Source organism: Bacteroidota bacterium (genome assembly GCA_016213405.1).
Classification (GTDB): domain Bacteria; phylum Bacteroidota; class Bacteroidia; order Palsa-948; family Palsa-948; genus Palsa-948.
On sequence record JACRAM010000071.1, the window covers coordinates 113,798 to 135,411 of the forward strand.

A 21,614-nucleotide genomic window follows, 5' to 3' on the forward strand; every position below is an offset into this window, starting at 1 on the left:
ATAAAATTATTGCGAAGATTGTCCGTTGTCGGAATTGCTACTTCGAAATTTTTTAAGCAAAACATATTGTTTCATTCTCAGCCATCGTTCAATCTTTCCTTTCTGTTTCCTGATTTCAAATTTTTTCTCTTCGTGCTGAACCGGATCGTAAAGCATTCCGGTGCACAAACACATCTTGCGATTGTTGCGCGTTAATATATCAACATTCGGACAAGAGTTGCATCCTTTCCAGAATTCATCATCCTGTGTAAGTTCGGAAAAAGTTACAGGTCGGTACCCTAAATCAGAATTCATTTTTAAAACAGCCATGCTCGTAGTGATACCAAAAAATTTTGCATTAGGGTATTTTTGTTTTGACAATTCAAAGATTGCGCTTTTGATTTGTGAGCCAAGTCCATGCAATCGGAATGCTGGATTCACAATCAATCCCGAGTTCGCTACATAATTTCCATGTGACCAAGTTTCAATGTAACTGAATCCAGCGAATCTTCCGTCACGATGCAGAGCAATGATTGCTTTTCCTTCCAGCATTTTTTCAATTACATATTCAGGCGTACGCTTAGCAATACCGGTGCCGCGTTGCTTTGCACTATCAATATAATCCCAGCAAATTTCTTCAGCATAATGAAAATGGGAAGAATCAGCCGGCTGAATAATAAATTCAGAAGTTGCGGTTTTTTTGGGAGTCGTAGTGAACATATTCTAAAATTTTCAGGAAGCGAATATCAGAAGAAAAAGTTTAGACTTAAATTTTTTTTGAGAATTATTTTCATCACAAAAACAAAATCAACTGCACCGAAACTCCCAGCAGAAATCCAACATACACCTGTGTGGAATTATGTGCATTGAGTTTGAGTCGTGAAAAAGCTACTAATCCTGCTATGAGGAATAGTAACATGAGAACGATATGAAGATTAATCTGCAGACGATATGAAATAGCAAGCATCATTCCGCAGAGCCCTCCGATGCCCACCATGTGTGCTGAAATTTTCCAGAAGAGGTTGATGAGCATAACTGAAACAACCAGAAGTGTTGCTCCGAACATCATCGCCTTTACAAGCACAGGCACATCTGCGTTCATCAGAAAATAAGATTCTGCAAAATAAAAAATAGCAGAAGCGAGGTATGGAATTTTTCTTTCCTGTCTTGTTTCCATCGCAAGCGAAGAAATCTGTTTCATCTTTAAAAGCAGAAGTGCATTGAGAAGAGGAAGAAGAAATGTTGCTGTGAATGTGAGCGCATAAAGAAAATACCTCTGCTCCGAAGACGAAAACCATAAATTCATTTCATCAATATTAAATATCAGGAGCAATCCAAACGAAGGAAGCAGGAGAGGATGAAAAAGATAAGAAATAATTTTTGGAAAAAGATTGTCTGAATTCACGCTCAAAGTTTTTTTCTCATTCTTGCCACAGGAATATCCAGCATCTCGCGGTATTTGGCAACTGTTCTGCGGGCGATTACGTAGCCCTGCTTGTTCAGAATTTGCATAAGGGCTTCATCAGTAAGCGGTTTGTGTTTGTCTTCCGTTTCAATAGCGTCTGAAATTATTTTTTTAACTTTCTTAGATGAAACTTCTTCTCCATCATCATTGGTGAGTGCTTCGTTAAAAAGAGTTTTTAATAATATCGTTCCGAAGTTTGTTTGAACATATTTTGTACTCGTTACGCGTGATACGGTAGAAATATCCAATTTTACCCTGTCTGAAATATCTTTCAGTATCATTCTTTTCAGCAAAAGTTCATCGCCCGTAAGAAAATATTCTTTCTGGTATTCCGCGATACAGTGCATGATGCTGTAAAGAGTATTCTGTCGCTCTTTAATATTATTGATGAAAGATTTAGCGCTTTCAACTTTCTGTTTAACAAATTGAGCTGCCTCTAATCCTGTTTTATCTTTTCGCTTTGAATATTCATTCAGCATTTGATTATAAACATTGCTCACGCGAAGGTCGGGCGCGTTGCGGGAGTTAAGAGAAATTTCAAGTATGCCATTATTGTTTACTAATATGAAATCGGGAATGATGGTAAGCAGCGAGCGCTGCGAATCCATGGTGGAACCACCGGGACGGGGATTCAGTTTCAGAATTTCATCCAGCGCGGGTTTTATCTGATCTTCGGTGAGTTCAAAATGTTTCGCAATCTTGCCATAATGTTTTTTTGAAAACTCATCTATCTGCTCGTTCACAATACGTAATGCAAGAGCGAGAGTTTCTGTCCATTTTTTTCTTTCAATCTGCAAACGCAAACATTCCTGCAAATCCTTCGCACCAATTCCTACAGGTTCAAATTCATCCTTAATCATCTGGAGAACAGATTCAAGTTCTTCAGTAGTGGTAGTAATGTTTTGCGAAAATGCCATATCATCTACCACAGAAGAAAGTTCCCTGCGCAAATAACCATCTTCATCAATGCACCCCAGAAGGTATTCTGCAATAATTCTTTCATGTTCGGTGAGATCAAGATTCTCTATTTGATTAAAAAGTATTTCCTGAAAACTGACGGAAGAAGCCATCGGCATTTCCTTTTCTTCGTCTTTACCTTTGTTATTGACTTGAAGTTTGTAGTAAGCAATGTCATCGTCATCGTCTAAATAATCTTCGGGAGAAAATTCTTCTTTGGCAGCTTTCTCATCATCTGCTCCCTCTTCCATATCTTCTCTTTCTTCATCTGACAAATCATCTTCTTCTTTTTCTTCTTTAATTTCTTCTTCAGAATCATCTTCAAGAGCGGGATTTATTTCCATTTCTTCTTTTATCCTCTGCTCCAGCGAAGTAATAGGCAACTGCAGAAGTTTCATCAGCTGAATCTGTGCCGGTGAAAGCTTCTGAAGAAGTTTTTGCTGGAGTGTTTGCCTTAACATGGAGCCCCTCCTAAATCCTCCCCAAAGGGGAGGACTTTAAATTTATTTGTTGTTACTACTACTATCATTTAGTCTTCATTTATCTCCCTTCCCTTCGGAAAGGGTTGGGGATGGGCTTTTAGAATTGAGCGTTCTTTGGTGTGCGAGGAAACGGAATCACATCGCGCACGTTTTGCATTCCTGTCACGAATAAAACTAATCGCTCCAATCCCAAACCAAATCCCGCATGCGGGCAGGTTCCGAATTTTCTCAGTTCCAAATACCACCACAAGGTTTCTTCTTTTATTTTCATTTCTTTTATTCTCGCCAGGAGTTTATCATAATTTTCTTCGCGCTGAGAACCGCCAATAATTTCTCCCACATAAGGAAATAACACATCCATCGCACGTACCGTTTTTCCGTCTTCGTTCTGTTTCATGTAAAATGCTTTTATTTCTCTCGGATATCCTGTAACGATTACGGGTGTTTTAAAGTGTTCCACCAAAAAACTTTCGTGCTCGCGCTGTAAATCAATGCCCCATTTCACAGGGAATTCAAATTTAGTTCCTGACTTTTCAAGAATATCAATTCCTTCGGTGTATGTAATTCTTTTGAAAGTTGAATTCGCTACGGAGTTCAAACGATTCAACAACTCCTTGTCATACATATTATTCAGAAAAGTCAAATCATCCATGCAATGTTCAAGCGCATACTTCACTAAATATTTCAACATCTCTTCTGCCAAATCCATGTTGTCATGAATATCGTAGAATGCCATTTCAGGTTCTATCATCCAGAACTCGGCAAGATGACGTGGTGTGTTAGAATTCTCCGCCCGGAAAGTAGGACCGAAAGTGTAAATCAAACCAACACCAGTTGCAGCACATTCACCTTCCAATTGCCCAGAAACAGTGAGGTTTGTTTCCTTTCCAAAAAAATCTTTTTCAAAATCTATTTTCCCTTCCGTAGTCTTTGGAAGTTTTTCTAAATCAAGATTTGTTACGTGAAACATTTCTCCGGCTCCTTCCGCATCTGAACCTGTTATAATGGGAGAATTCAAATAAAAAAATCCTTTGTCGTTAAAAAATTTGTGAATGCCGTAAGCAAGATGATGGCGAACACGAAGCACTGCTCCGAATGTATTCGTGCGCGGGCGTAAGTGCGCAATCTCTCTCAGAAATTCCAGTGTATGTCCTTTTTTCTGAAGCGGGAAAGAATCGTCTGCTGTTCCGAACACTTCTATCTCTCTTGCCATTATCTCAGAAGTTTGTCCCTTTCCCTGAGATTGAACCAATGCGCCTGTAATGGAAACACAAGCTCCTGTGGAAATAGATTTCAAAAGCTCAGCGTCAAAATTGGCTACATCTACCACTACCTGAATGTTATGAATAATGGAACCATCGTTCACCGCAATAAAAGAAATGTTTTTACCATCCCGCTTGGTTCTCACCCATCCCATCACGGTAACTTCTCCTTTGAAGTCAGTGCTTTTCAGCAGGTCAACAACTTTTGTACGTTTCATACCTTATTATATATGGAAGACAAAAATAGTTTTTTAACCCAAATAATTCGATTTTCTTGAAAGTAGGGGTGTGAATTAATCCCGATTTACCAAAATAAATCTCATGGAAACTGAGGGAATGTTAAAAGTTTCCTTAGTTTTGTCAACTTTTATGGAAACAAAAGAACGTATATTGAAATCTGCCGATGACCTTTTTTTTCGCTATGGAGTGAAGAGTGTTACCATGGATGACATCGCCTCTCATCTGGGTATGTCGAAAAAAACTATTTACCACTTTTTTAAAGATAAGGATGAACTGCTAAGTGATTTTGCTAAATCATTTGTCAACCGTAATGTGGGAGCGTTTGAGCATGTATGCAAAGCATCACACAATGCCATTGATGAAATTTTCTGTGTGATGAAACATTTGAGAGCCATGATGTTGCAGATGAATCCAAAATTATTTTTTGACTTGCAGAAATATTACCCCCATGCATGGCAGCAACTGCGTGATTTCAGAGAAAAACATGTTGCGGAAATGATTCAGAAAAATCTGGAGAAGGGCATCAGTCAAGAATTGTATCGCTCAGATATAAATATTATAATTCTCGCAAAACTCCGGCTCGAAGAAATTGAAATGGCAATGAATCCAACTATTTTCCCAATGGAAAAATTTAACACCACACAAGTGCAACTCACCCTGTTCGAACACTTTCTCTATGGTATCTGCACATTGAAAGGGCATAAACTCATTAATAAATACAAACAAATAAAGGAAGACGAATAATATGAAAAAATTTAAAATTAAAAATTACAAGTTGCAAATTTTAACAGCCCTTATTTTTTTACTGCTGTTCAAAATAAATTTTGCGCAAACCGCAAGAGACACTGGGAAATATTCCTTTTCGCTGCAACAGGCTATTGATTTTGCCATGAAGAGCCAGCTTCAGGTTCAAAACGCCTTGTATGATGAACAAATTGCAAACGAAAAAGTAAAAGAAACTCGCGGCATTGGATTTCCGCAGATAAATGGAAGTTTTGATGTGAAAGATTTTATTGATTTACCCACTTCTCTTATTCCGGCAGAATTTTTTGGAGGGCCTAAAGGAACATATATGGGAGTAAAGTTTGGAACGCAGTACAACGCTTCAGCAGGAATTAATGCGTCACAACTTGTTTTCAGCAGTGATTATCTGGTGGGGCTGCAAGCGACTAAAACATACTTGGAACTTACACGTAAGGCCACCAAGCGGAACAAGATTGAAACGGCTGTTGCCGTTTCCAAAGCATACTATTCAGCTCTGGTGAATGAGGAAAGAAAAAAACTGGTGGATGCCAATGTAGTGCGGTTGAAAAAACTTTTTGACGATACAAAAGTGCTGAATGATAACGGTTTTGTTGAGAAAATAGATTTGGACAGGATTACGATTGCCTACAATAATCTTCTTGTTGAACAGGAAAAAATCCAGCGCTTGCTCGGACTGAGCAATACGCTTCTCAAATACCAAATGGGAATGGACCAGATAGCAACGCTCTCGCTTACCGATAAACTTTCCGAGGTTACTTTTCAGCAGAGCATTGCTCCGGACAAATTTGATTACAGCCAGCGCATAGAGTATTCACTGATACAAACCCAGAAGAACATTGCTCAGCTTCAACTGAAGCGCAATAAAATGAGTTACCTCCCTTATATGTTTCTCTACGGAAACGCTACTGCAAATGCTTACAGGGCGAAGTTTGATATTTTCAATACAAAGAAGGGCTGGTATCCTACTGTGTTGGTTGGTGGAACCATCAGCCTACCAATCTTTGATGGGTTGCAAAAGAATTATCGCATTCAGCAATCAAAACTGGAAATCCTAAAAGCAGAAAATAATTTAAAATTCATGCAGCAAAGCATTGATCTGGAGCTAGCTAGTTCCCGCATCAATCTTCAAAATGCTTCTTCCACTCTCGAAATACAAAAGAAAAACATTGAACTTGCTGAAGAAGTTTATAAAGTTGCAAAAACAAAATACGAACAGGGCGTTGGATCTAATCTTGAAGTGCTGAATGCCGAAACTTCTCTGAAAGAATCACAGACAAATTATTTCGGTGCGATGTATGATGCCCTCATTTCAAAAATTGACTTTGACAAAGCCACAGGCAGTTTGGTTAAGTAAAAAATAAATTTAATAAATGATATTTATGAAAAAGATTTTTTTTACAGTGCTTATTTTCTCGCTCGTTGCAGCGTGTTCTTCCGACAAAAAAGCGAAACTGGAAAAACTAAAAGAAAAGCAGGCGGAGCTAAAAGCAGAAATCAGCAAGCTCGAATCTGACATTGCATCTGAAGGAGGTATTGTTGAAACAGGAAAAGTGAAAGAAGTGGGAGTTACCGCAGTAACCCCCGAAGTGTTTAAACATTTCATTGAAGTTCAGGGGCGAGTTGACGGGGATGAAAATATTACTGTGAGTTCTAAAATGCCGGGAGTCGTCAGCAAGATTTATGTCAAAGAAGGTGATGAAGTATCCGAAGGTCAACTGCTTGCTGAATTGGATAATAGTGTTCTTATCCAGAGTATGGAAGAAGTAAAAACGGCTCTTGATTTTTCCACCAACCTTTATAACAAACAAAAAAGTCTTTGGGAACAAAAAATAGGAACCGAAGTTCAGTATCTCTCAGCAAAAAACAACAAAGAGAGTCTGGAAAAAAAACTTGCTACGCTGAACGAGCAACTGGATATGTCAAAACTAAAATCTCCCATTAGCGGTGCGGTGGATGCCATTGATATTAAAATCGGCCAGTCCTTAATGCCGGGCATGCCTTCTATTCGGGTGGTGAACTTCAACAATCTGAAAGTAAAAGCAGAAGTGGCGGAAACGTACGCGTCAAAAGTTAAAAAGGGAAATGATGCGTTGATTTTCTTTCCTGATTTGAATAAAGAAATTTCTTCCAGAATTTCTTACTCCGCAAAAGTCATCAACAACACAACACGGACATTTACCGCGGAAGCCACTCTTTCAACAGACAAGCAGGAATATCATCCAAACATGATTGTTGTTTTGAAAATTATTGATTACCAGAAAGATTCTGCCATTGTGATTCCTGTCAACCTGATTCAACGCACGGAGAGCGCACAATTTGTATATGTAGCAATTAATCAGGGAGGAAAAAATATTGCACAGAAAAAAGAAATAAAGACAGGGCAAATCTGCAATGGTAAAGCAGAAATTATTTCCGGCTTGTCAGCAAAAGACAAACTGATAACAGCAGCGTATTTTGATGTAACAGATGGAATGATTATAAAAATGTCCGGACTATGATTTTTATGATTAAATGATGCACTATGATTGTAAAAGAACAATATAAATACTCAGAACTCACAGGTAAAATCATTGGCTGTGCAATGGAAGTGCATAAACAATTAGGAAATGGATTTCAGGAAGTAATTTATCAAAGGGCATTTGCAATTGAGATGGGCTTGCAAGGGTTAGCTTTTAGCCGCGAACACGAAATGGAAATTTTTTACAAAGGTGAAAACATTGGAAAAAGGCGTGCAGATTTTTTAGTAGAAGGAGTTGTGTCGGTTGAACTGAAAGCCGTTATTCAACTTGAAGATGCACATTTGGCTCAGGCAATAAATTATCTTGAAGCATATAATTTGGAGGTTGGGTTGCTCATCAACTTCGGCTCAAAAAGTTTGCAGTATAAAAGAGTTGCTAATACCAACTTTAATCAACTTAATCAACGAAATCAATGAATCAGACTAATCATAGTAAAGAGTTTAAACTGACGAGCTGGTCGATTGACAATAAAACAGCCATCTACGTACTTACAATTTTCATCACACTTGCGGGAATTTTTTCTTATGTAAATATTCCCAAAGAAAAATTTCCAGACATAGTTATTCCCACCATTTATGTAAGCACGGTTTATCCCGGCAGTTCACCCAAGGATATTGAAAACTTAGTTACCAAACCGCTTGAAAAACAGATCAAGTCCATTTCGGGAGTGAAAAAAATGACGAGCAATTCCATTCAGGATTTCTCAAATGTTATTGTGGAATTTAATACGAATGTGGAAGTAGCCGTTGCCAAGCAAAAAGTAAAAGACGCTGTGGATAAAGCGAAAAAAGATCTACCGAAAGATCTGCCTGCCGATCCCGGTGTGATGGAAGTGGAATTTTCGGAGTTCCCTATTCTGTTTGTGAATATTGCCGGTGACTACGAATTAAGTCAGATAAAAAAATATGCCGATGACGTGCAGGATAAAATCGAATCGCTCAAAGAAATTACGCGTGCAGATATGGTGGGAGCGCCTGAGCGAGAGATTCAAATTAATGTTGATATGTATAGAATGCAGGCTGCTAAACTTACTATGGGAGATATTGAACGCGCTATTTCATCAGAGAACCTGATCATCTCAGGCGGTGCGGTAACGATGGACGAAATGAAAAGAACGCTGAGCGTATCGGGAGAATTTACGGATGTGGAAAATATTAAAAACATGCTCGTCAACTCGATGTCAGGAGCTCCTGTTTATCTGAAAGATGTTGCTGATATAAAAGACTCATTTAAAGAACAGGAAAGTTTCGGACAATTGAATAAGAAAAAAGTTATTACGCTTAGTGTGATTAAAAGAGGAGGAGAAAATTTAATTGAAGCGTCTGATAAAATACGGGCGATCATAGATGAGATGAAAACCACCTCGCTCCCGAAAGACCTTGTTGTTACCATCACAGGCGATCAATCGTCACAAACACGCACCACGCTGCACGACCTGATCAATACCATCATCATCGGTTTTATTTTGGTAACCATTGTCTTGATGTTTTTTATGGGAGCCACCAATGCATTTTTTGTAGGCTTGTCCGTTCCGCTTTCCATGTTCATTGCCTTTCTGATTTTGCCTGGAATTGGTTTCACAATGAACATGATTGTTCTCTTCGCATTTCTGCTCGGTTTGGGAATTGTGGTGGACGATGCCATTGTGATCATTGAAAACACGCACCGCGTATTTGATAACGGAAAAAAAAATATTATAACTGCAGCCAAACAAGCAGCAGGCGAAGTTTTTCTTCCTGTGTTATCAGGAACGATAACTACGCTTGCGCCCTTTTTTCCTCTTGCATTCTGGGGAGGTACCATCGGAAAGTTTATGCACTACATGCCCGTAACCATGATCATCACTCTCAGCGCTTCGTTGGTGGTTGCCTATATTATCAATCCTGTTTTTGCAATTACTTTTATGAAACCTCACCTTCCCTCACCAAATGGAAATGTGGCAGGGTTCAAATCTAAATGGACGAAAGGAGCAAAAATCACTACAATAATATTTTTATCGCTTGCAACGCTTTTTTATCTCGCCAAAAATATTGGAATGGGAAATTTTGTTTTGCTTTTGCTCATTCTGAATTTGCTCTACCGTTTCTTCATTGAAAACTGGGTGAAAAATTTTCAGACAAAAGCATGGCCCTCTTTTCAAAATTTTTATGCTCGGTTTCTGAACTGGGCATTGAATCGTCCTTACCAAATACTAGTAGGGACAATCGCATTACTTATTGTTTCCGTAATGATAACTGCCATGCGCAATCCCAAAATCGTTTTCTTTCCTAAAGGAGAACCAAATTTTGTGTATGTGTATGCCACGCTTCCTGTTGGAACAAAATCTGCAACTACCGACTCTATTGCAAAAATTCTGGAAAACAGAATTTACAAAGTCATTGGAGAAAATAATCCGATCGTGGAATCTGTGATTACGAATGTTGCAGTAGGAGCTTCCGAATCTCGCGATGACCGCGGTATTTATTCAAACAAAGCTAAAATAGGAGTTGCTTTTGTGGAATACGGAAAGAGAAACAGTGTTTCCACGAGAACTTATTTGGAAAAAATACGAGAAGAAGTGAAAGGACTTCCGGGCGTGGAAATGGCAGTGGACCAGGAACAGAACGGGCCTCCAACGCAAAAGCCAATTAATATTGAAGTAAGCGGAGATAAGTTTGAAGACCTCATTGCTTCTTCTCAATCGTTAAAAAGATTGCTGGATTCTCTCCAGATTCCAGGAGTGGAAGAAATTAAATCAGATCTGCAATTAAATAAACCGGAAATAAAAATCAATATTAATCGAGAGAGAGCTAACCGTGAAGGAATATCAACGGCACAAATCGGAATGGAAATTAGAAATGCAGTTTACGGAAAAGAAGTTTCCAGATTTAAAGATGCAAATGATGATTACCCGATCATGCTTCGCTATAATGAATCGCAGCGAAACAATATTGATGAGTTGAGAAATTTAAAGATCACGTACCGCGATATGAATATGGGAGGAGCCATTCGTCAGGTTCCTTTATCTGCTTTTGCCGAAGTTGATTATACCAGCACTTACGGAGGGATAAAAAGAAAAAATCAGAAAAGAGTCATTACGCTTTCTTCCAATGTGCTCTCTGGTTTTAATGCAAATAAAGTCATGGCAAGTGTGCAATCAGCAATGAAAGATTTCAAAACTCCTGAAGGAACTGCAGCCGTTTTAACCGGAGAAAAAGAAGAACAAAAAGAAGCCGCTTCGTTTCTGGGGCGTTCGCTGATGATTTCCTGTTTTATTATTCTGATGATACTTGTTCTGCAATTCAATTCCTTCAGCAAAACGCTCATCATACTTTCCGAAATTATTTTAAGTATTATTGGCGTGCTGCTCGGACTTGCCATTTTCAATATGGATATGTCTATTGTGATGACAGGAATAGGAATTGTCGCCCTCGCTGGGATCGTAGTGCGGAATGGAATTTTACTGGTCGAATTCACGGACAACCTGATGGAGCGCGGAATGCCTTTACGCGAAGCCGTTGTGGAAGGCGGAAGAATCAGAATGACTCCTGTGCTGCTGACAGCCACTGCTACTATTCTCGGAATGATTCCTCTTGCCATTGGTTTCAATATTGACTTTGTAACGATGTTCACCGAGCTGAATCCACATATTTATTTTGGCGGTGACAGTGTTGCGTTCTGGGGACCTTTATCCTGGACTATTATTTTTGGTTTAGGGTTTGCCACTTTCATCACACTGATTCTTGTACCTGTAATGTACCTGATCGCTGCAAGAACGAAAGAAAAAACCAAACGAATTATTTCAAATTCAAAACAAAAAATGGAAGTAATACAGAATTAATAATTGTTTACAAAAATTATAATACGATGAAAAAATTATTTCTCCTTCTTCTTCTGACGGGAATTTTTTCCTGCAACAACGAGAAAAATAAATTTGACGCTTCGGGTTCCTTTGAAGCGGAAGAAACTATTATTTCCTCTGAAGCAACAGGAATGCTAAAACAATTTTCTGTGGAAGAAGGGCAAGAACTGAAAGCCGGACAAATCATCGGCTACGTTGACAGCACGCAATTGTTCCTGAAGAAAAAACAGTTAGACGCGCAAATCAAAGCGGTGCTGAGCGGAAGACCTGATTCTGAAAAACAACTTGCCGTTCTTCAGGAACAATTGAAAAACGCAGAGCATGAGCAAAAACGTTTCGCCAATCTTATTCAGGCGAACGCAGGCACACAAAAACAACTGGATGACATCAACGCGCAGATTGAAGTTCTGAAAAAACAAATTGAAGCACAAACATCCACACTTGGAATTACTTCCGGAAGCATTACCGAACAAACTTCTCCTCTGCAAATTCAAATCGAACAAATAAATGATCAGCTTACAAAATGCAAACTTGTAAACCCTGTGAACGGAACAGTGCTGGCAAAATATACAGAGCAAAGCGAGATTGCCGCTGCGGGAAAACCACTCTACAAAATTGCTGATATTTCTTCACTCCTGCTTAGAGCATATGTCACAGGCACACAATTATCACAAATAAAACTCGATCAAAAAGTGAAAGTTCTCATAGACAAAAATGAGAAGGAATATTCGGAACACGAAGGTACCATCGTCTGGATTAGCGACAAAGCAGAGTTCACGCCAAAAACAATTCAAACAAAAGAAGAGCGGGCGAATCTGGTTTACGCTGTGAAAATTAAAACCGCGAATGATGGCTCGCTGAAAATCGGAATGTATGGTGAAGTGAAATTCTAAACACGAATTTCACGAATTCACACGAAACAAATAATTAGTGTCAATTAGTGTAATTAGTGGCTATGGCTTCTGTTGAATTAAATAACCTTACCAAAACCTACAACAAAGGTCAAGTTCTTGCTGTAGACACTATTTCCTTTTCAGTTGAGAAAGGAGAATTGTTCGGATTGATTGGTCCAGATGGCGCAGGCAAGACCAGTATTTTCAGAATGCTCACTACACTTCTTCTTCCCGATGGCGGCTCAGCAACAGTTGACGGTTTTGATATTGTAAAAGACTACAAAACAATTCGGGGAAGAGTTGGCTATATGCCCGGAAAATTTTCTCTCTATCAGGATCTGACAGTGGAAGAGAATTTGAATTTTTTCGCTACAGTGTTTGATACAACGATTGAGGAGAATTATGATTTGATAAAAGATATTTATATACAGATAGAGCCATTCAAAAACCGCAGATCCGGGAAACTTTCCGGTGGCATGAAACAAAAACTCGCGCTGAGCTGCGCACTCATTCACAAACCATCCGTTTTATTTTTAGACGAACCCACCACAGGTGTTGACGCAGTTTCTCGAAAAGAATTCTGGGAAATGCTGAAGCGGCTGAAAGAACAAGGAATTACGATTCTTGTTTCTACTCCTTATATGGATGAAGCAACTTTGTGTGATAGAATTGCATTAATGCAAGCAGGAAAAATTTTATCGATAAACACTCCTGAAAAAATTGTGAATTCATACGAAGGGAATTTGTTCGCGATAAAATCTGAAGCAATGTATAAACTCCTTCTCGATCTGCGCGAATACGAGAACACACTTACTTGTTTTGCGTTTGGAGAATATCATCACCTTGCTTTTAGAGAGGAAGAAAAAAATTACAAAAATGAAATTCTGGACTATCTAAAAAATAAAGGACACCCAACTGTTGAAATAAAAAAAGCGGTACCAACAATTGAAGATTGCTTTATTAAATTGCTGAAGAATTAAAATGAGAGAAGCAGTTATTAAAACGGAAAAACTCACCAAACGCTTTGGAGATTTCATCGCTGCGAATGAACTTACATTTGAAGTTTATGCAGGAGAAATTTTTGGATTCCTCGGTGCGAACGGTGCGGGAAAAACCACCGCAATGAGAATGCTTTGCGGACTTTCCATCCCCACATCAGGGAAAGCAACCGTTGCGGGTTTCAATGTATTTAAACAAACAGATGACATTAAAAAAAATATCGGCTACATGAGTCAGAAATTTTCGCTGTATGAAGATTTGACCGTGATGGAGAACATTCGTTTTTACGCAGGTATTTATGGATTGTCGAACAAACAAATTAAAGAAAAGAGCGAAGGATTGATTGAACAATTAGGATTGCAACAATCCGCAAAAAAATTAGTACGTGAGCTTCCGCTTGGATGGAAACAGAAATTATCTTTTTCTGTCGCCATCGTTCATCAACCGAAAATTGTTTTCATGGATGAACCCACCAGTGGTGTTGATCCCGTTACACGAAGACAGTTTTGGGATCTGATTTTCGCAGCGGCAGATAAAGGCATGACAATTTTTGTCACTACGCATTACATGGATGAATCGGAATATTGTAACCGCGTTTCAATTATGGTGGATGGGGTAATAAAAGCACTGGATACGCCACATAATCTGAAAAAACAATTTTCCGCTAATTCAATGGATGAAGTTTTTCACGGGCTTGCTCGCGAAGCAAAACGAAAAAGTGATTAATGAAACAGTTATTAATTTTCATAAGAAAAGAGTTTTATCATGTGTTCCGCGACCGGAAAACGTTGCTCATGCTTTTCGGTTTACCGATTGCGCAGATTATATTGTTCGGTTTCGCACTCACCAATGAAATCAAAAACGCAAAAATTGTGGTGATGGATTATTCTAAAGATATAACTACCACACAAATCACAGATAAGATTGAAGCCAGCAAGTATTTCGATATTGAAAAATCATTGATGAGCCATAGAGAAATCGAAGATAAATTCAAGGAAGGAAAAATTAAACTCGCTGTCATCTTTCCAGAAAATTTCAGTAACGATTTGTTTCATCTCCATAAAGCACAAATCCAAATCATTGCCGATGCATCCGACATGAATACAGCCAACACACTCACAAATTATCTCTCGGCAATTATGCTAGACTATCAGCGCGAACTGGTGAAACATGCAATTATCCCTATGAGCATTGTTCCTGAAATACGAATGCTTTACAACCCCGAACTCAAAGGCGAACACACATTTATTCCAGGCATTATGGCGATGATCATGCTGCTCGTGTGCGTAATGATGACTTCTATTTCTATTGTAAAAGAAAAAGAGCTCGGCACAATGGAAATCCTTTTGGTATCGCCATTCAAGCCCATCATGGTGATCTTTGCAAAATTCATTCCTTATCTTTTGATTTCTTTTTTTAATGTAACATCCATTCTTCTTCTTAGTGTATACGCGCTTCATTTGCCAATTCAGGGAAATATTTTTCTTCTTTATGGAGAAAGTCTGCTGTTCATCGTCACAGGACTTTCCATTGGTCTGCTTATTTCTATTTCCGCACAATCGCAGCAAACCGCCATGTTCGGTTCTATGATGGCAACCATGCTTCCCACTCTTTTACTCAGCGGATTTATGTTCCCGATTGAAAATATGCCAATGCCGCTGCAGATTATTTCGAACGTGGTGCCCAGCAAATGGTTTTTCATCATCGTAAAAGCTATTATGATAAAAGGTGCCGGTTTTACAACCATCTGGAAAGAAACTTTGATTCTTGTGGGAATGACTTTACTTTTTCTGACAATCAGCTTGAAGAAATTTAAAATCCGATTAGCGTGAGGACCCTGTTTTTTTTACTGCAGAAAGAATTTCTCCAGATATTCCGCAACAAAACTTTGCTAGGGCAGATCCTTCTTGCTCCAACCATTCAACTATTGGTTTTGCCTTGGGCAGCCAACTATGAAGTGAAAAATATTTCACTGGCAATTATTGACAACGACCATTCCACTTATTCTGAAAAATTTGAATCAAAGATTTTTTCTTCAGGATATTTCAAGCCAGCTGAATATTGCGCTTCCTTCAAAGAGGGCTACAATCTTATTGAGCAGGAAAAAGCGGATATTGTTTTGGAAATTCCGGCCAACTTTGAAAAAAATTTAGTTCGCGAAAATCAGCAGAAAATTTTCATGGCTGTAAACGCCATCAATGGAGTGAAAGCGCTGGTGGGAACCGTTTATCTCAGCAGCATTATCAATGATTACAATTCTGAAATACGATCACAATGGATAAAGCAGCAACGATTTTCTCCCATGCCGGTCATTGAGATTATTTCCACGAATTGGTTTAATCCTCTGCTGAACTATAAATTTTTTATGGTGCCGGGTATTTTAGTTTTTCTTGTTACTATGTTGGGAGCAATCATGTGTGCGCTGAATATCGTTCGTGAAAAAGAAATCGGCACCATTGAACAAATCAATGTTTCACCTGTAAAAAAATATCATTTTATTCTCGGAAAATTAATTCCTTTCTGGATCATCGGAATGTTCGTCTTCACGGTTGGGCTGACGATTGCAAGATTTGTTTACGGTATTGTCCCGGTGGGAAGCGTTGGATTGCTGTATGGCTTTCTTTCTGTTTATCTTCTCGCAGTGCTCGGAATGGGTTTGTTGATTTCCACGTATTCTGACACACAGCAGCAAGCCATGTCGCTTTCATTTTTCTTTATCATGATTTTTAATTTGCTCAGCGGACTTTTCACGCCTATTGAAAGTATGCCTGAATGGGCGCAGGTGATTACGTGGTTCAATCCACTCAGCTATTTTATTGAAGTGATGCGGATGGTGGTACTGAAAGGAAGCGGATTTCACGACATACAACATAATCTGTTTATCATTTTCATCTTCGCCATCGTGGTGAACACATGGGCTATTTTGAATTACAGGAAACGGGCATAATTAAATTTTCAACTCTTCACTGTTGATTTTGATTTATCGGATGGGATGAGAATCACCGGATAATTTTTACTTTTGATTCTCTTCACAATATGAAACGCCTTCTCCCGATACTTTTTCTTTTTCTCTTCTTCGAAAAGAATTTTTCCCAGAACATAATTTTTTCAAAAGATACTTTCGATTATTTTGAAATGTCGCTGGAGCAGTTGATGTCTATGAAAGCGCACGGGGTTCCATCTGAGTTGGAAGAATTAATCAACTCACTGATTCTTGCCGCGTCAAAACGCCCGCTCACTGCAAGAGAATCACCTGGCATCGTTACATTGATTACACAGGAAGAGATCCGAAACTCAGGTGCGCGGGATTTGATTGATATTCTTCGCCTTGTTCCAGGAATTGATTTCGGAGTGGACGTGGAAGGTGTGGTAGGCATCGGCACACGCGGACTCTGGGCGCATGAAGGAAAAATGCTTGTGCTTGTTGACGGACAGGAAATGAACGAACTTTTATTCGCCACCAATCAATTCGGAAATCATTTTGCCATTGAACAGATAAAAAAGATTGAAGTGATTCGCGGACCCGGCTCTGCGATTTACGGAGGCTTTGCTGAATATGGGGTTATCAACATCATCACTAAAACCGCAAGTGATTTTTCTGGAGTTGTGCTTGCCGGAACCTACGGGCAGATGGAAAGCGCCATGGGAAGAAGAAATTTTAATCTCTCTGCAGGAAAGCAAAAAAAAGATTTTCAATTTTCTTTGGGTGCATTTTTCGGAAACGCTAACCGCAGCGACCAGAATTTTTCTGATTTCGACTCAAGCAGTTATAACATGGCGGGTAATTCAAATCTAAATTCTACCAATATAAATGTTGGAATGTCTTTCAAAGGTTTCAGCGCGCGATGGATAATGGATTTGTATCAGACAACCACACGCGATTCATACGATAAAAATGAACCCGTTGCATACCCGTTGAATTTTAAATCCCATTTCACAGAAATAAAATACGCTGCTATTCTCGGAAAGAAAAAAAATCTGACCCTCACTCCGAAAATAAATATCAAAAGCCAGACGCCCTGGCAAACTCTTTCAGATTTTGACACCATCATTCAGGATTACAGCAAGGCAACACAGCGTTATTCAGGAAACATAACTGCGTCTTACAATCTCACGCGGAAAATAAATTTTGTGGCAGGTGCAGAAGTCTATAAAGACCGTGCGGTTGATCAGGTGGACAGCAGTTTTTTTTCCAACGGAAAAAAAGAAGTAAGTTATTTCAACCAGGCCTGTTTTCTGCAGGCGCTCGCGAAAACGCGCTTTGTGAATTTCATTCTTGGCGCCCGCTATGACATTCACAGCGAATACGGCTCAGCGTTTGTACCACGCGTTGGCTTCACAAAGAAGTTTAAGAAGTTTCACTTCAAAGCGCTTTACAGCAATGCATTCCGTGCGCCCTCCATAGAAAATATAAATCTCAAAGATTCCACAGGAATGAAACCTGAACTCACGCAGGTAATGGAACTGGAGGCGGGCTACCAGATCACGCGCAAATCACTTCTCACAGCAAATTTTTTTGACATCATCACCAAAGACCCGATTGTTTATTACTATGATGATTCGCTCAAAACAGATAACTACAGAAATTTTGGCGGAGCGGGAAGCAGAGGCGTGGAAGTGGAATACCGCATGCGTGACAAGTGGGGATATTTCATTTTTAATTATTCAAATTATACCGTGGCAGGAAAAGAAAAAATAGCTGACTATAAAATTCCCGGTAACGAATCCATGCTCCTTGCTTTTCCGACTCACAAAGCAAACCTAAACGCTTCCATTAAGGCGGGAAAATATTTCAGCATCAGCCCTACTCTATCCTACATCGGTGAGCGGTACGGATACACAGGCGTTGATACGGCAGGATATTCTGTTGCGGAAAAATTTCCTTCTCTCCTGCTCGCGAATCTTTTTGTCAATACTGCAAATTATGTAAAAGGTTTGACGATTGGAATCGGTTGTTATGATATTCTTGATTCAAAATATACTTTCATTCAGCCCTATAACGGATACCATGCTCCGTTGCCAGGACCTTCAAGAGAAATAATTGTGAAAATTATTTACGAAGTGAAGGCTAAGAAAATGAAAAAAGAAAAATGAACATACTGGTAAAATACATTCTCGCATCAGGATTGTTTCTCATGATTTTCATGGGGAAAACGGAGCGTGTATTTTCTCAGGATGCTGATTACAAAGCCTACACGTTGTTCCTCTACAACTTTATGAAGTATATTGAGTGGCCCAATACGGAAGGAGATTTTGTAATTGGCGTGGTGGGCGATTCTCCTATCAAGCAGGAGTTGACAACTCTTTCTGAAAACAAAAAAGCGAAGGGAAGAAAAATAGTTGTGAAAATAATTTTAACTTCTGAAGACGCGCTTTCCTGCAATATGGTTTATATTCCTTCTTCAAAAAGCTCTATGCTGAAATCTATATTTGAAAAAACAAAAACAAAGCCCATACTGATTGTCGGAGAGCGGGAAGGACTTGCCAAAAAAGGTGCGGCTATCAGTTTTGTAGTGGACGATGATGATGCGCTGAAATTCGACCTCAACAAATCCGTTATGGAATCTCAGAGTTTGAAAGTAGCCAATCTGCTGCTGCAACTGGCGATACTGGTGGGATGAGTTTCTCTTTTATTTCTTCACCGGAATCAAGAAAGTGAATTCACTTTTCCCGGGATGGTATTGATAATGAAAATGGGCATCCAGTTGTTCAGATAATATTTTTACAAGATGCAGCCCTAAAGAAGCAGATGGCAAGTTATTAAAGTCTGCTGAAAAACCCGGTCCGTCATCGAAAACAGAAAGATGCAGAAACCCATTTTCAAAACGCCCGTTGATTCCCATCATGCCCTTTTCTGAATTTTGAAATACGTGTTTCAGAGAGTTAGATAAAAGTTCATTAATGATAAGCGCCAGCGGAACCGCCTTGTTTATGTTTACAGGAACATCCGGAAAATTGACCTGACACTCTATCTTATCCGCCTGGAGTTTATACGTTTTTATCAGCGAGGCAGAAAGTTCTTTTATGTACTTGTCAAAATAAATATTATCAGAGTCATTCAGGCTGTACAAGCCCCGATGAATCATGGCGATGGAATAAATCCGGTTCTGCGTGTCCTGCAGAATTTCTTTTACCGATTCATCCTGCACAGCATCTTTTTGCAGACTGACCAAGCCGGAAAGAACCGCAAGGTTATTTTTAACACGATGATGCAGTTCAGCAAAGAGAATATTTTTATGGTTCAGTTCGGATTGCAATTGCTTGTTGATGGATTCTATCTTCATGCTTCTTTCCACCAGCAAAGAATTTTTTCTTCTTAATATAATAGTTAAATAAGCAATCACGATGAATAATACCAGCAGCATGGCGAGCAGGAGAAGAATGGAATTTCTTTGTTCTGCGGTTTTTTCTATTTCCTGTTTTGCAAGAGAAGTTTCTTCCTCTTGCTTCTTCAGCATTTGTTCTTTCTGAAGCGTGGCATATTTCACAAGAATATCCTGGAATTCCTTGCTCTTGAACCGGGCTTCTGTATTTTCGCGGGAGGAAATATATTTTTTGTAGTAGAACAAAGCGCTGTCGGCATTTTTGAGAACTTCAAAATTTTCTGCCGCCTGCAGAGCAATATCTGAAGTGACTTCATCCCAGTGATTGGGTTCCGATACGGCAAGAATATCTTTCAGCAAACGGTTGGACTGAGCATACTGTTTATCATTGCCATACTCTCTGGAAATATTTCTCCATACCCATATATAGTATCTTTTAAAATTCAGTTTCCTCCATAACGCTTCCGCCTTTGAATAATAGCGCAGTGGCTTATCGCGCTCTTTAACATCTGCTGTTCGGTGATTTGCATAATAAAACCCCAGTTCATTGTAAGAAGTTGCCTGCTGGTGAAGATTGCCCGTTGCCTCGCTTACCTTTAAACTTTTCAGTGAATATTCCTCGGCAGTTGCAGCGCTGCCAAACTGATGCTCAATGGCGGCTTTGCGGTGATAAAGTTCAGCAAGGTCATCGCCTGAGAGCGGGCGGATGTTGTTAACGTTAAAAGCACGGTCAATAAACATAAACGCGTTTGCTTTATCGCCCATCGCGCGCGCGTGTTCCGCCAAATAAATATCAAGAACGGCATGCCACCGAAGCGAATCCACCGATTCTGCAATTTCCAGCGCTTGCATTAAATAATCATACGACTTATCATATTGCGAAATAACTTTCAGCGCGTTTCCTTTTTCGGAATAAATTTCCAAGAGTTTGAGCGAATCTTTCGTGCGGGAAAAAAATTTTTCTGCCGAAGTGTAATACATAATACTGCTGTCGATATGCCCCTGCCAGAAAACACACTGTCCGAGAAAAAATTTTCCGTAGTAATAATCCGAAGAATCTTTTGCTTCTTTGATCGCCTTATCAGAAAAATAAAATGCCGAATCCGAATTGCGGAACATGTAGTAAGAAGCTTGTTGAATGTCGCTTTTGCCCTGGCTAAAAGAAGGCAGCGCTAATGCAAAACAAAAAAGAAAAAAATAAATTCTGGACATCAGGGGGTTTTTGCAATGGCAATAGTAAGAAAAAGATGAATGTAAAAAAAATCTTGTCTAAAAGTTTCTCTATTCCATCGCCCTTTTCTTCAATTCCGCCACTCCCATAGGGGCTTTCGTCTAAATGTGGTTTTCTCTATACAATATTCTGTCGCCTGTTCGTTTTCTATTTATGAAAACAGGTGAAACACATACCCTCTTCAATCAGATGCGCAGGATATTAATTCATGCACGGCAAATCATAATTATGATGCGCACCGTATTAATTCATATGCATCAAATCATAACTACTGCACTACCTGTTGTAATTCATACACGTCAAATTATGATTACAATACAACCGATAGTAATTCAAATACGACAAATCATAATTCAAATCCGTCAGCTATTAATTCATGCACGTAAAATCATAATTACTACACATACGATTTTAATTCATTCACAGCCTGTATTAATTACCATCCGACATAAACCAAATAACAACTATTAAATATGAACGAAAACTGATGATGAAAAATCTACACCACTTTTAAATCTAGGCATGTATCACCTTATTGGAATTAGTAAATTTGACAATGACCTTTAAACAAGAACAAAAATATGTCCTTAAAAAACTAAAAGAAAAAGAAGCACTTGTTTATTCACCAAAATATATTCTTCAAAATTTTGTTGAAATG

At 39.0% G+C, this 21,614-nt stretch carries 17 protein-coding genes; 12 read left to right on the forward strand and 5 right to left on the reverse strand.

Annotated features, from left to right (window positions below; all coding sequences use genetic code 11):
* Positions 1-6 precede the first annotated feature (6 nt).
* From HY841_09420 to asnS, 4 genes are all read right to left on the reverse strand, one after another.
* A complete protein-coding gene (locus HY841_09420) occupies positions 7-699 on the reverse strand; it encodes a GNAT family N-acetyltransferase (GenBank protein MBI4930968.1) in 693 nt (230 codons plus the stop codon).
* Positions 700-772: 73 nt separating this feature from the next.
* Entirely contained in the window at positions 773-1,384 is a 612-nt protein-coding gene (locus HY841_09425; protein MBI4930969.1) for a phosphatase PAP2 family protein, read from the reverse strand.
* Between the two features lie 2 nt (positions 1,385-1,386).
* Positions 1,387-2,862, reverse strand: coding sequence for an RNA polymerase factor sigma-54 (rpoN, locus tag HY841_09430; GenBank protein ID MBI4930970.1), 1,476 nt, complete (start codon positions 2,860-2,862; stop codon positions 1,387-1,389).
* Between the two features lie 118 nt (positions 2,863-2,980).
* A complete protein-coding gene (gene asnS, locus HY841_09435; GenBank protein MBI4930971.1) occupies positions 2,981-4,363 on the reverse strand; it encodes an asparagine--tRNA ligase in 1,383 nt (460 codons plus the stop codon).
* Between the two features lie 118 nt (positions 4,364-4,481).
* Here asnS and HY841_09440 point away from each other — a divergent pair, with 118 nt between their 5' ends.
* The 12 genes from HY841_09440 to HY841_09495 all read left to right on the forward strand — a co-directional run bounded on the left by HY841_09440 (position 4,482) and on the right by HY841_09495 (position 19,023).
* Complete coding sequence (locus HY841_09440) at positions 4,482-5,129, forward strand: TetR/AcrR family transcriptional regulator (GenBank protein ID MBI4930972.1); 648 nt, start codon at positions 4,482-4,484, stop codon at positions 5,127-5,129.
* A 1-nt stretch (position 5,130) separates the two neighbouring features.
* Complete coding sequence (locus HY841_09445; GenBank protein MBI4930973.1) at positions 5,131-6,504, forward strand: TolC family protein; 1,374 nt, start codon at positions 5,131-5,133, stop codon at positions 6,502-6,504.
* Between the two features lie 25 nt (positions 6,505-6,529).
* On the forward strand, positions 6,530-7,648 hold the full coding sequence (locus tag HY841_09450; protein MBI4930974.1) for an efflux RND transporter periplasmic adaptor subunit: 1,119 nt from the start codon (positions 6,530-6,532) through the stop codon (positions 7,646-7,648).
* A gap of 23 nt (positions 7,649-7,671) precedes the next feature.
* Positions 7,672-8,085 (forward strand): GxxExxY protein, encoded by a 414-nt coding sequence (locus HY841_09455; GenBank protein ID MBI4930975.1) that lies wholly within the window; start codon positions 7,672-7,674, stop codon positions 8,083-8,085.
* Positions 8,082-11,489, forward strand: a complete 3,408-nt coding sequence (locus HY841_09460; GenBank protein ID MBI4930976.1) for an efflux RND transporter permease subunit — start codon at positions 8,082-8,084, stop codon at positions 11,487-11,489. The genes HY841_09455 and HY841_09460 overlap by 4 nt, the downstream gene beginning before the upstream one ends.
* Positions 11,490-11,515: 26 nt before the next feature.
* A complete protein-coding gene (locus HY841_09465; protein ID MBI4930977.1) occupies positions 11,516-12,403 on the forward strand; it encodes an HlyD family efflux transporter periplasmic adaptor subunit in 888 nt (295 codons plus the stop codon).
* A gap of 62 nt (positions 12,404-12,465) precedes the next feature.
* Positions 12,466-13,383: an ABC transporter ATP-binding protein gene (locus HY841_09470; protein ID MBI4930978.1), complete on the forward strand. Its 918-nt coding sequence runs from the start codon at positions 12,466-12,468 to the stop codon at positions 13,381-13,383.
* Position 13,384: 1 nt separating this feature from the next.
* Positions 13,385-14,128 (forward strand): ABC transporter ATP-binding protein, encoded by a 744-nt coding sequence (locus tag HY841_09475; GenBank protein MBI4930979.1) that lies wholly within the window; start codon positions 13,385-13,387, stop codon positions 14,126-14,128.
* Positions 14,128-15,234 (forward strand): ABC transporter permease, encoded by a 1,107-nt coding sequence (locus HY841_09480; GenBank protein ID MBI4930980.1) that lies wholly within the window; start codon positions 14,128-14,130, stop codon positions 15,232-15,234. Before HY841_09475 ends, HY841_09480 begins: the two co-directional genes overlap by 1 nt.
* Positions 15,231-16,349, forward strand: coding sequence for an ABC transporter permease (locus HY841_09485; protein MBI4930981.1), 1,119 nt, complete (start codon positions 15,231-15,233; stop codon positions 16,347-16,349). Before HY841_09480 ends, HY841_09485 begins: the two co-directional genes overlap by 4 nt.
* 89 nt (positions 16,350-16,438) lie before the next feature.
* Positions 16,439-18,496: a TonB-dependent receptor plug domain-containing protein gene (locus tag HY841_09490; protein ID MBI4930982.1), complete on the forward strand. Its 2,058-nt coding sequence runs from the start codon at positions 16,439-16,441 to the stop codon at positions 18,494-18,496.
* On the forward strand, positions 18,493-19,023 hold the full coding sequence (locus HY841_09495; protein ID MBI4930983.1) for a YfiR family protein: 531 nt from the start codon (positions 18,493-18,495) through the stop codon (positions 19,021-19,023). Before HY841_09490 ends, HY841_09495 begins: the two co-directional genes overlap by 4 nt.
* A 9-nt stretch (positions 19,024-19,032) precedes the next feature.
* Here HY841_09495 and HY841_09500 read toward each other — a convergent pair whose 3' ends face one another.
* A complete protein-coding gene (locus HY841_09500) occupies positions 19,033-20,937 on the reverse strand; it encodes a sensor histidine kinase (GenBank protein MBI4930984.1) in 1,905 nt (634 codons plus the stop codon).
* Positions 20,938-21,614: the final 677 nt, after the last annotated feature.

Coding starts and splice junctions, on each gene's coding strand:
- HY841_09500 (MBI4930984.1), bottom strand. CDS start 20,937: ATGTCCAGAATTTATTTTTTTCTTTTTTGTTTTGCATTAGCGCTGCCT.
- HY841_09475 (MBI4930979.1), top strand. CDS start 13,385: ATGAGAGAAGCAGTTATTAAAACGGAAAAACTCACCAAACGCTTTGGA.
- HY841_09440 (MBI4930972.1), top strand. CDS start 4,482: ATGTTAAAAGTTTCCTTAGTTTTGTCAACTTTTATGGAAACAAAAGAA.
- HY841_09465 (MBI4930977.1), top strand. CDS start 11,516: ATGAAAAAATTATTTCTCCTTCTTCTTCTGACGGGAATTTTTTCCTGC.
- HY841_09420 (MBI4930968.1), bottom strand. CDS start 699: ATGTTCACTACGACTCCCAAAAAAACCGCAACTTCTGAATTTATTATT.
- HY841_09455 (MBI4930975.1), top strand. CDS start 7,672: ATGATTGTAAAAGAACAATATAAATACTCAGAACTCACAGGTAAAATC.
- HY841_09445 (MBI4930973.1), top strand. CDS start 5,131: ATGAAAAAATTTAAAATTAAAAATTACAAGTTGCAAATTTTAACAGCC.
- asnS (MBI4930971.1), bottom strand. CDS start 4,363: ATGAAACGTACAAAAGTTGTTGACCTGCTGAAAAGCACTGACTTCAAA.
- HY841_09460 (MBI4930976.1), top strand. CDS start 8,082: ATGAATCAGACTAATCATAGTAAAGAGTTTAAACTGACGAGCTGGTCG.
- HY841_09470 (MBI4930978.1), top strand. CDS start 12,466: ATGGCTTCTGTTGAATTAAATAACCTTACCAAAACCTACAACAAAGGT.
- HY841_09490 (MBI4930982.1), top strand. CDS start 16,439: ATGAAACGCCTTCTCCCGATACTTTTTCTTTTTCTCTTCTTCGAAAAG.
- HY841_09480 (MBI4930980.1), top strand. CDS start 14,128: ATGAAACAGTTATTAATTTTCATAAGAAAAGAGTTTTATCATGTGTTC.
- HY841_09450 (MBI4930974.1), top strand. CDS start 6,530: ATGAAAAAGATTTTTTTTACAGTGCTTATTTTCTCGCTCGTTGCAGCG.
- HY841_09495 (MBI4930983.1), top strand. CDS start 18,493: ATGAACATACTGGTAAAATACATTCTCGCATCAGGATTGTTTCTCATG.
- rpoN (MBI4930970.1), bottom strand. CDS start 2,862: ATGTTAAGGCAAACACTCCAGCAAAAACTTCTTCAGAAGCTTTCACCG.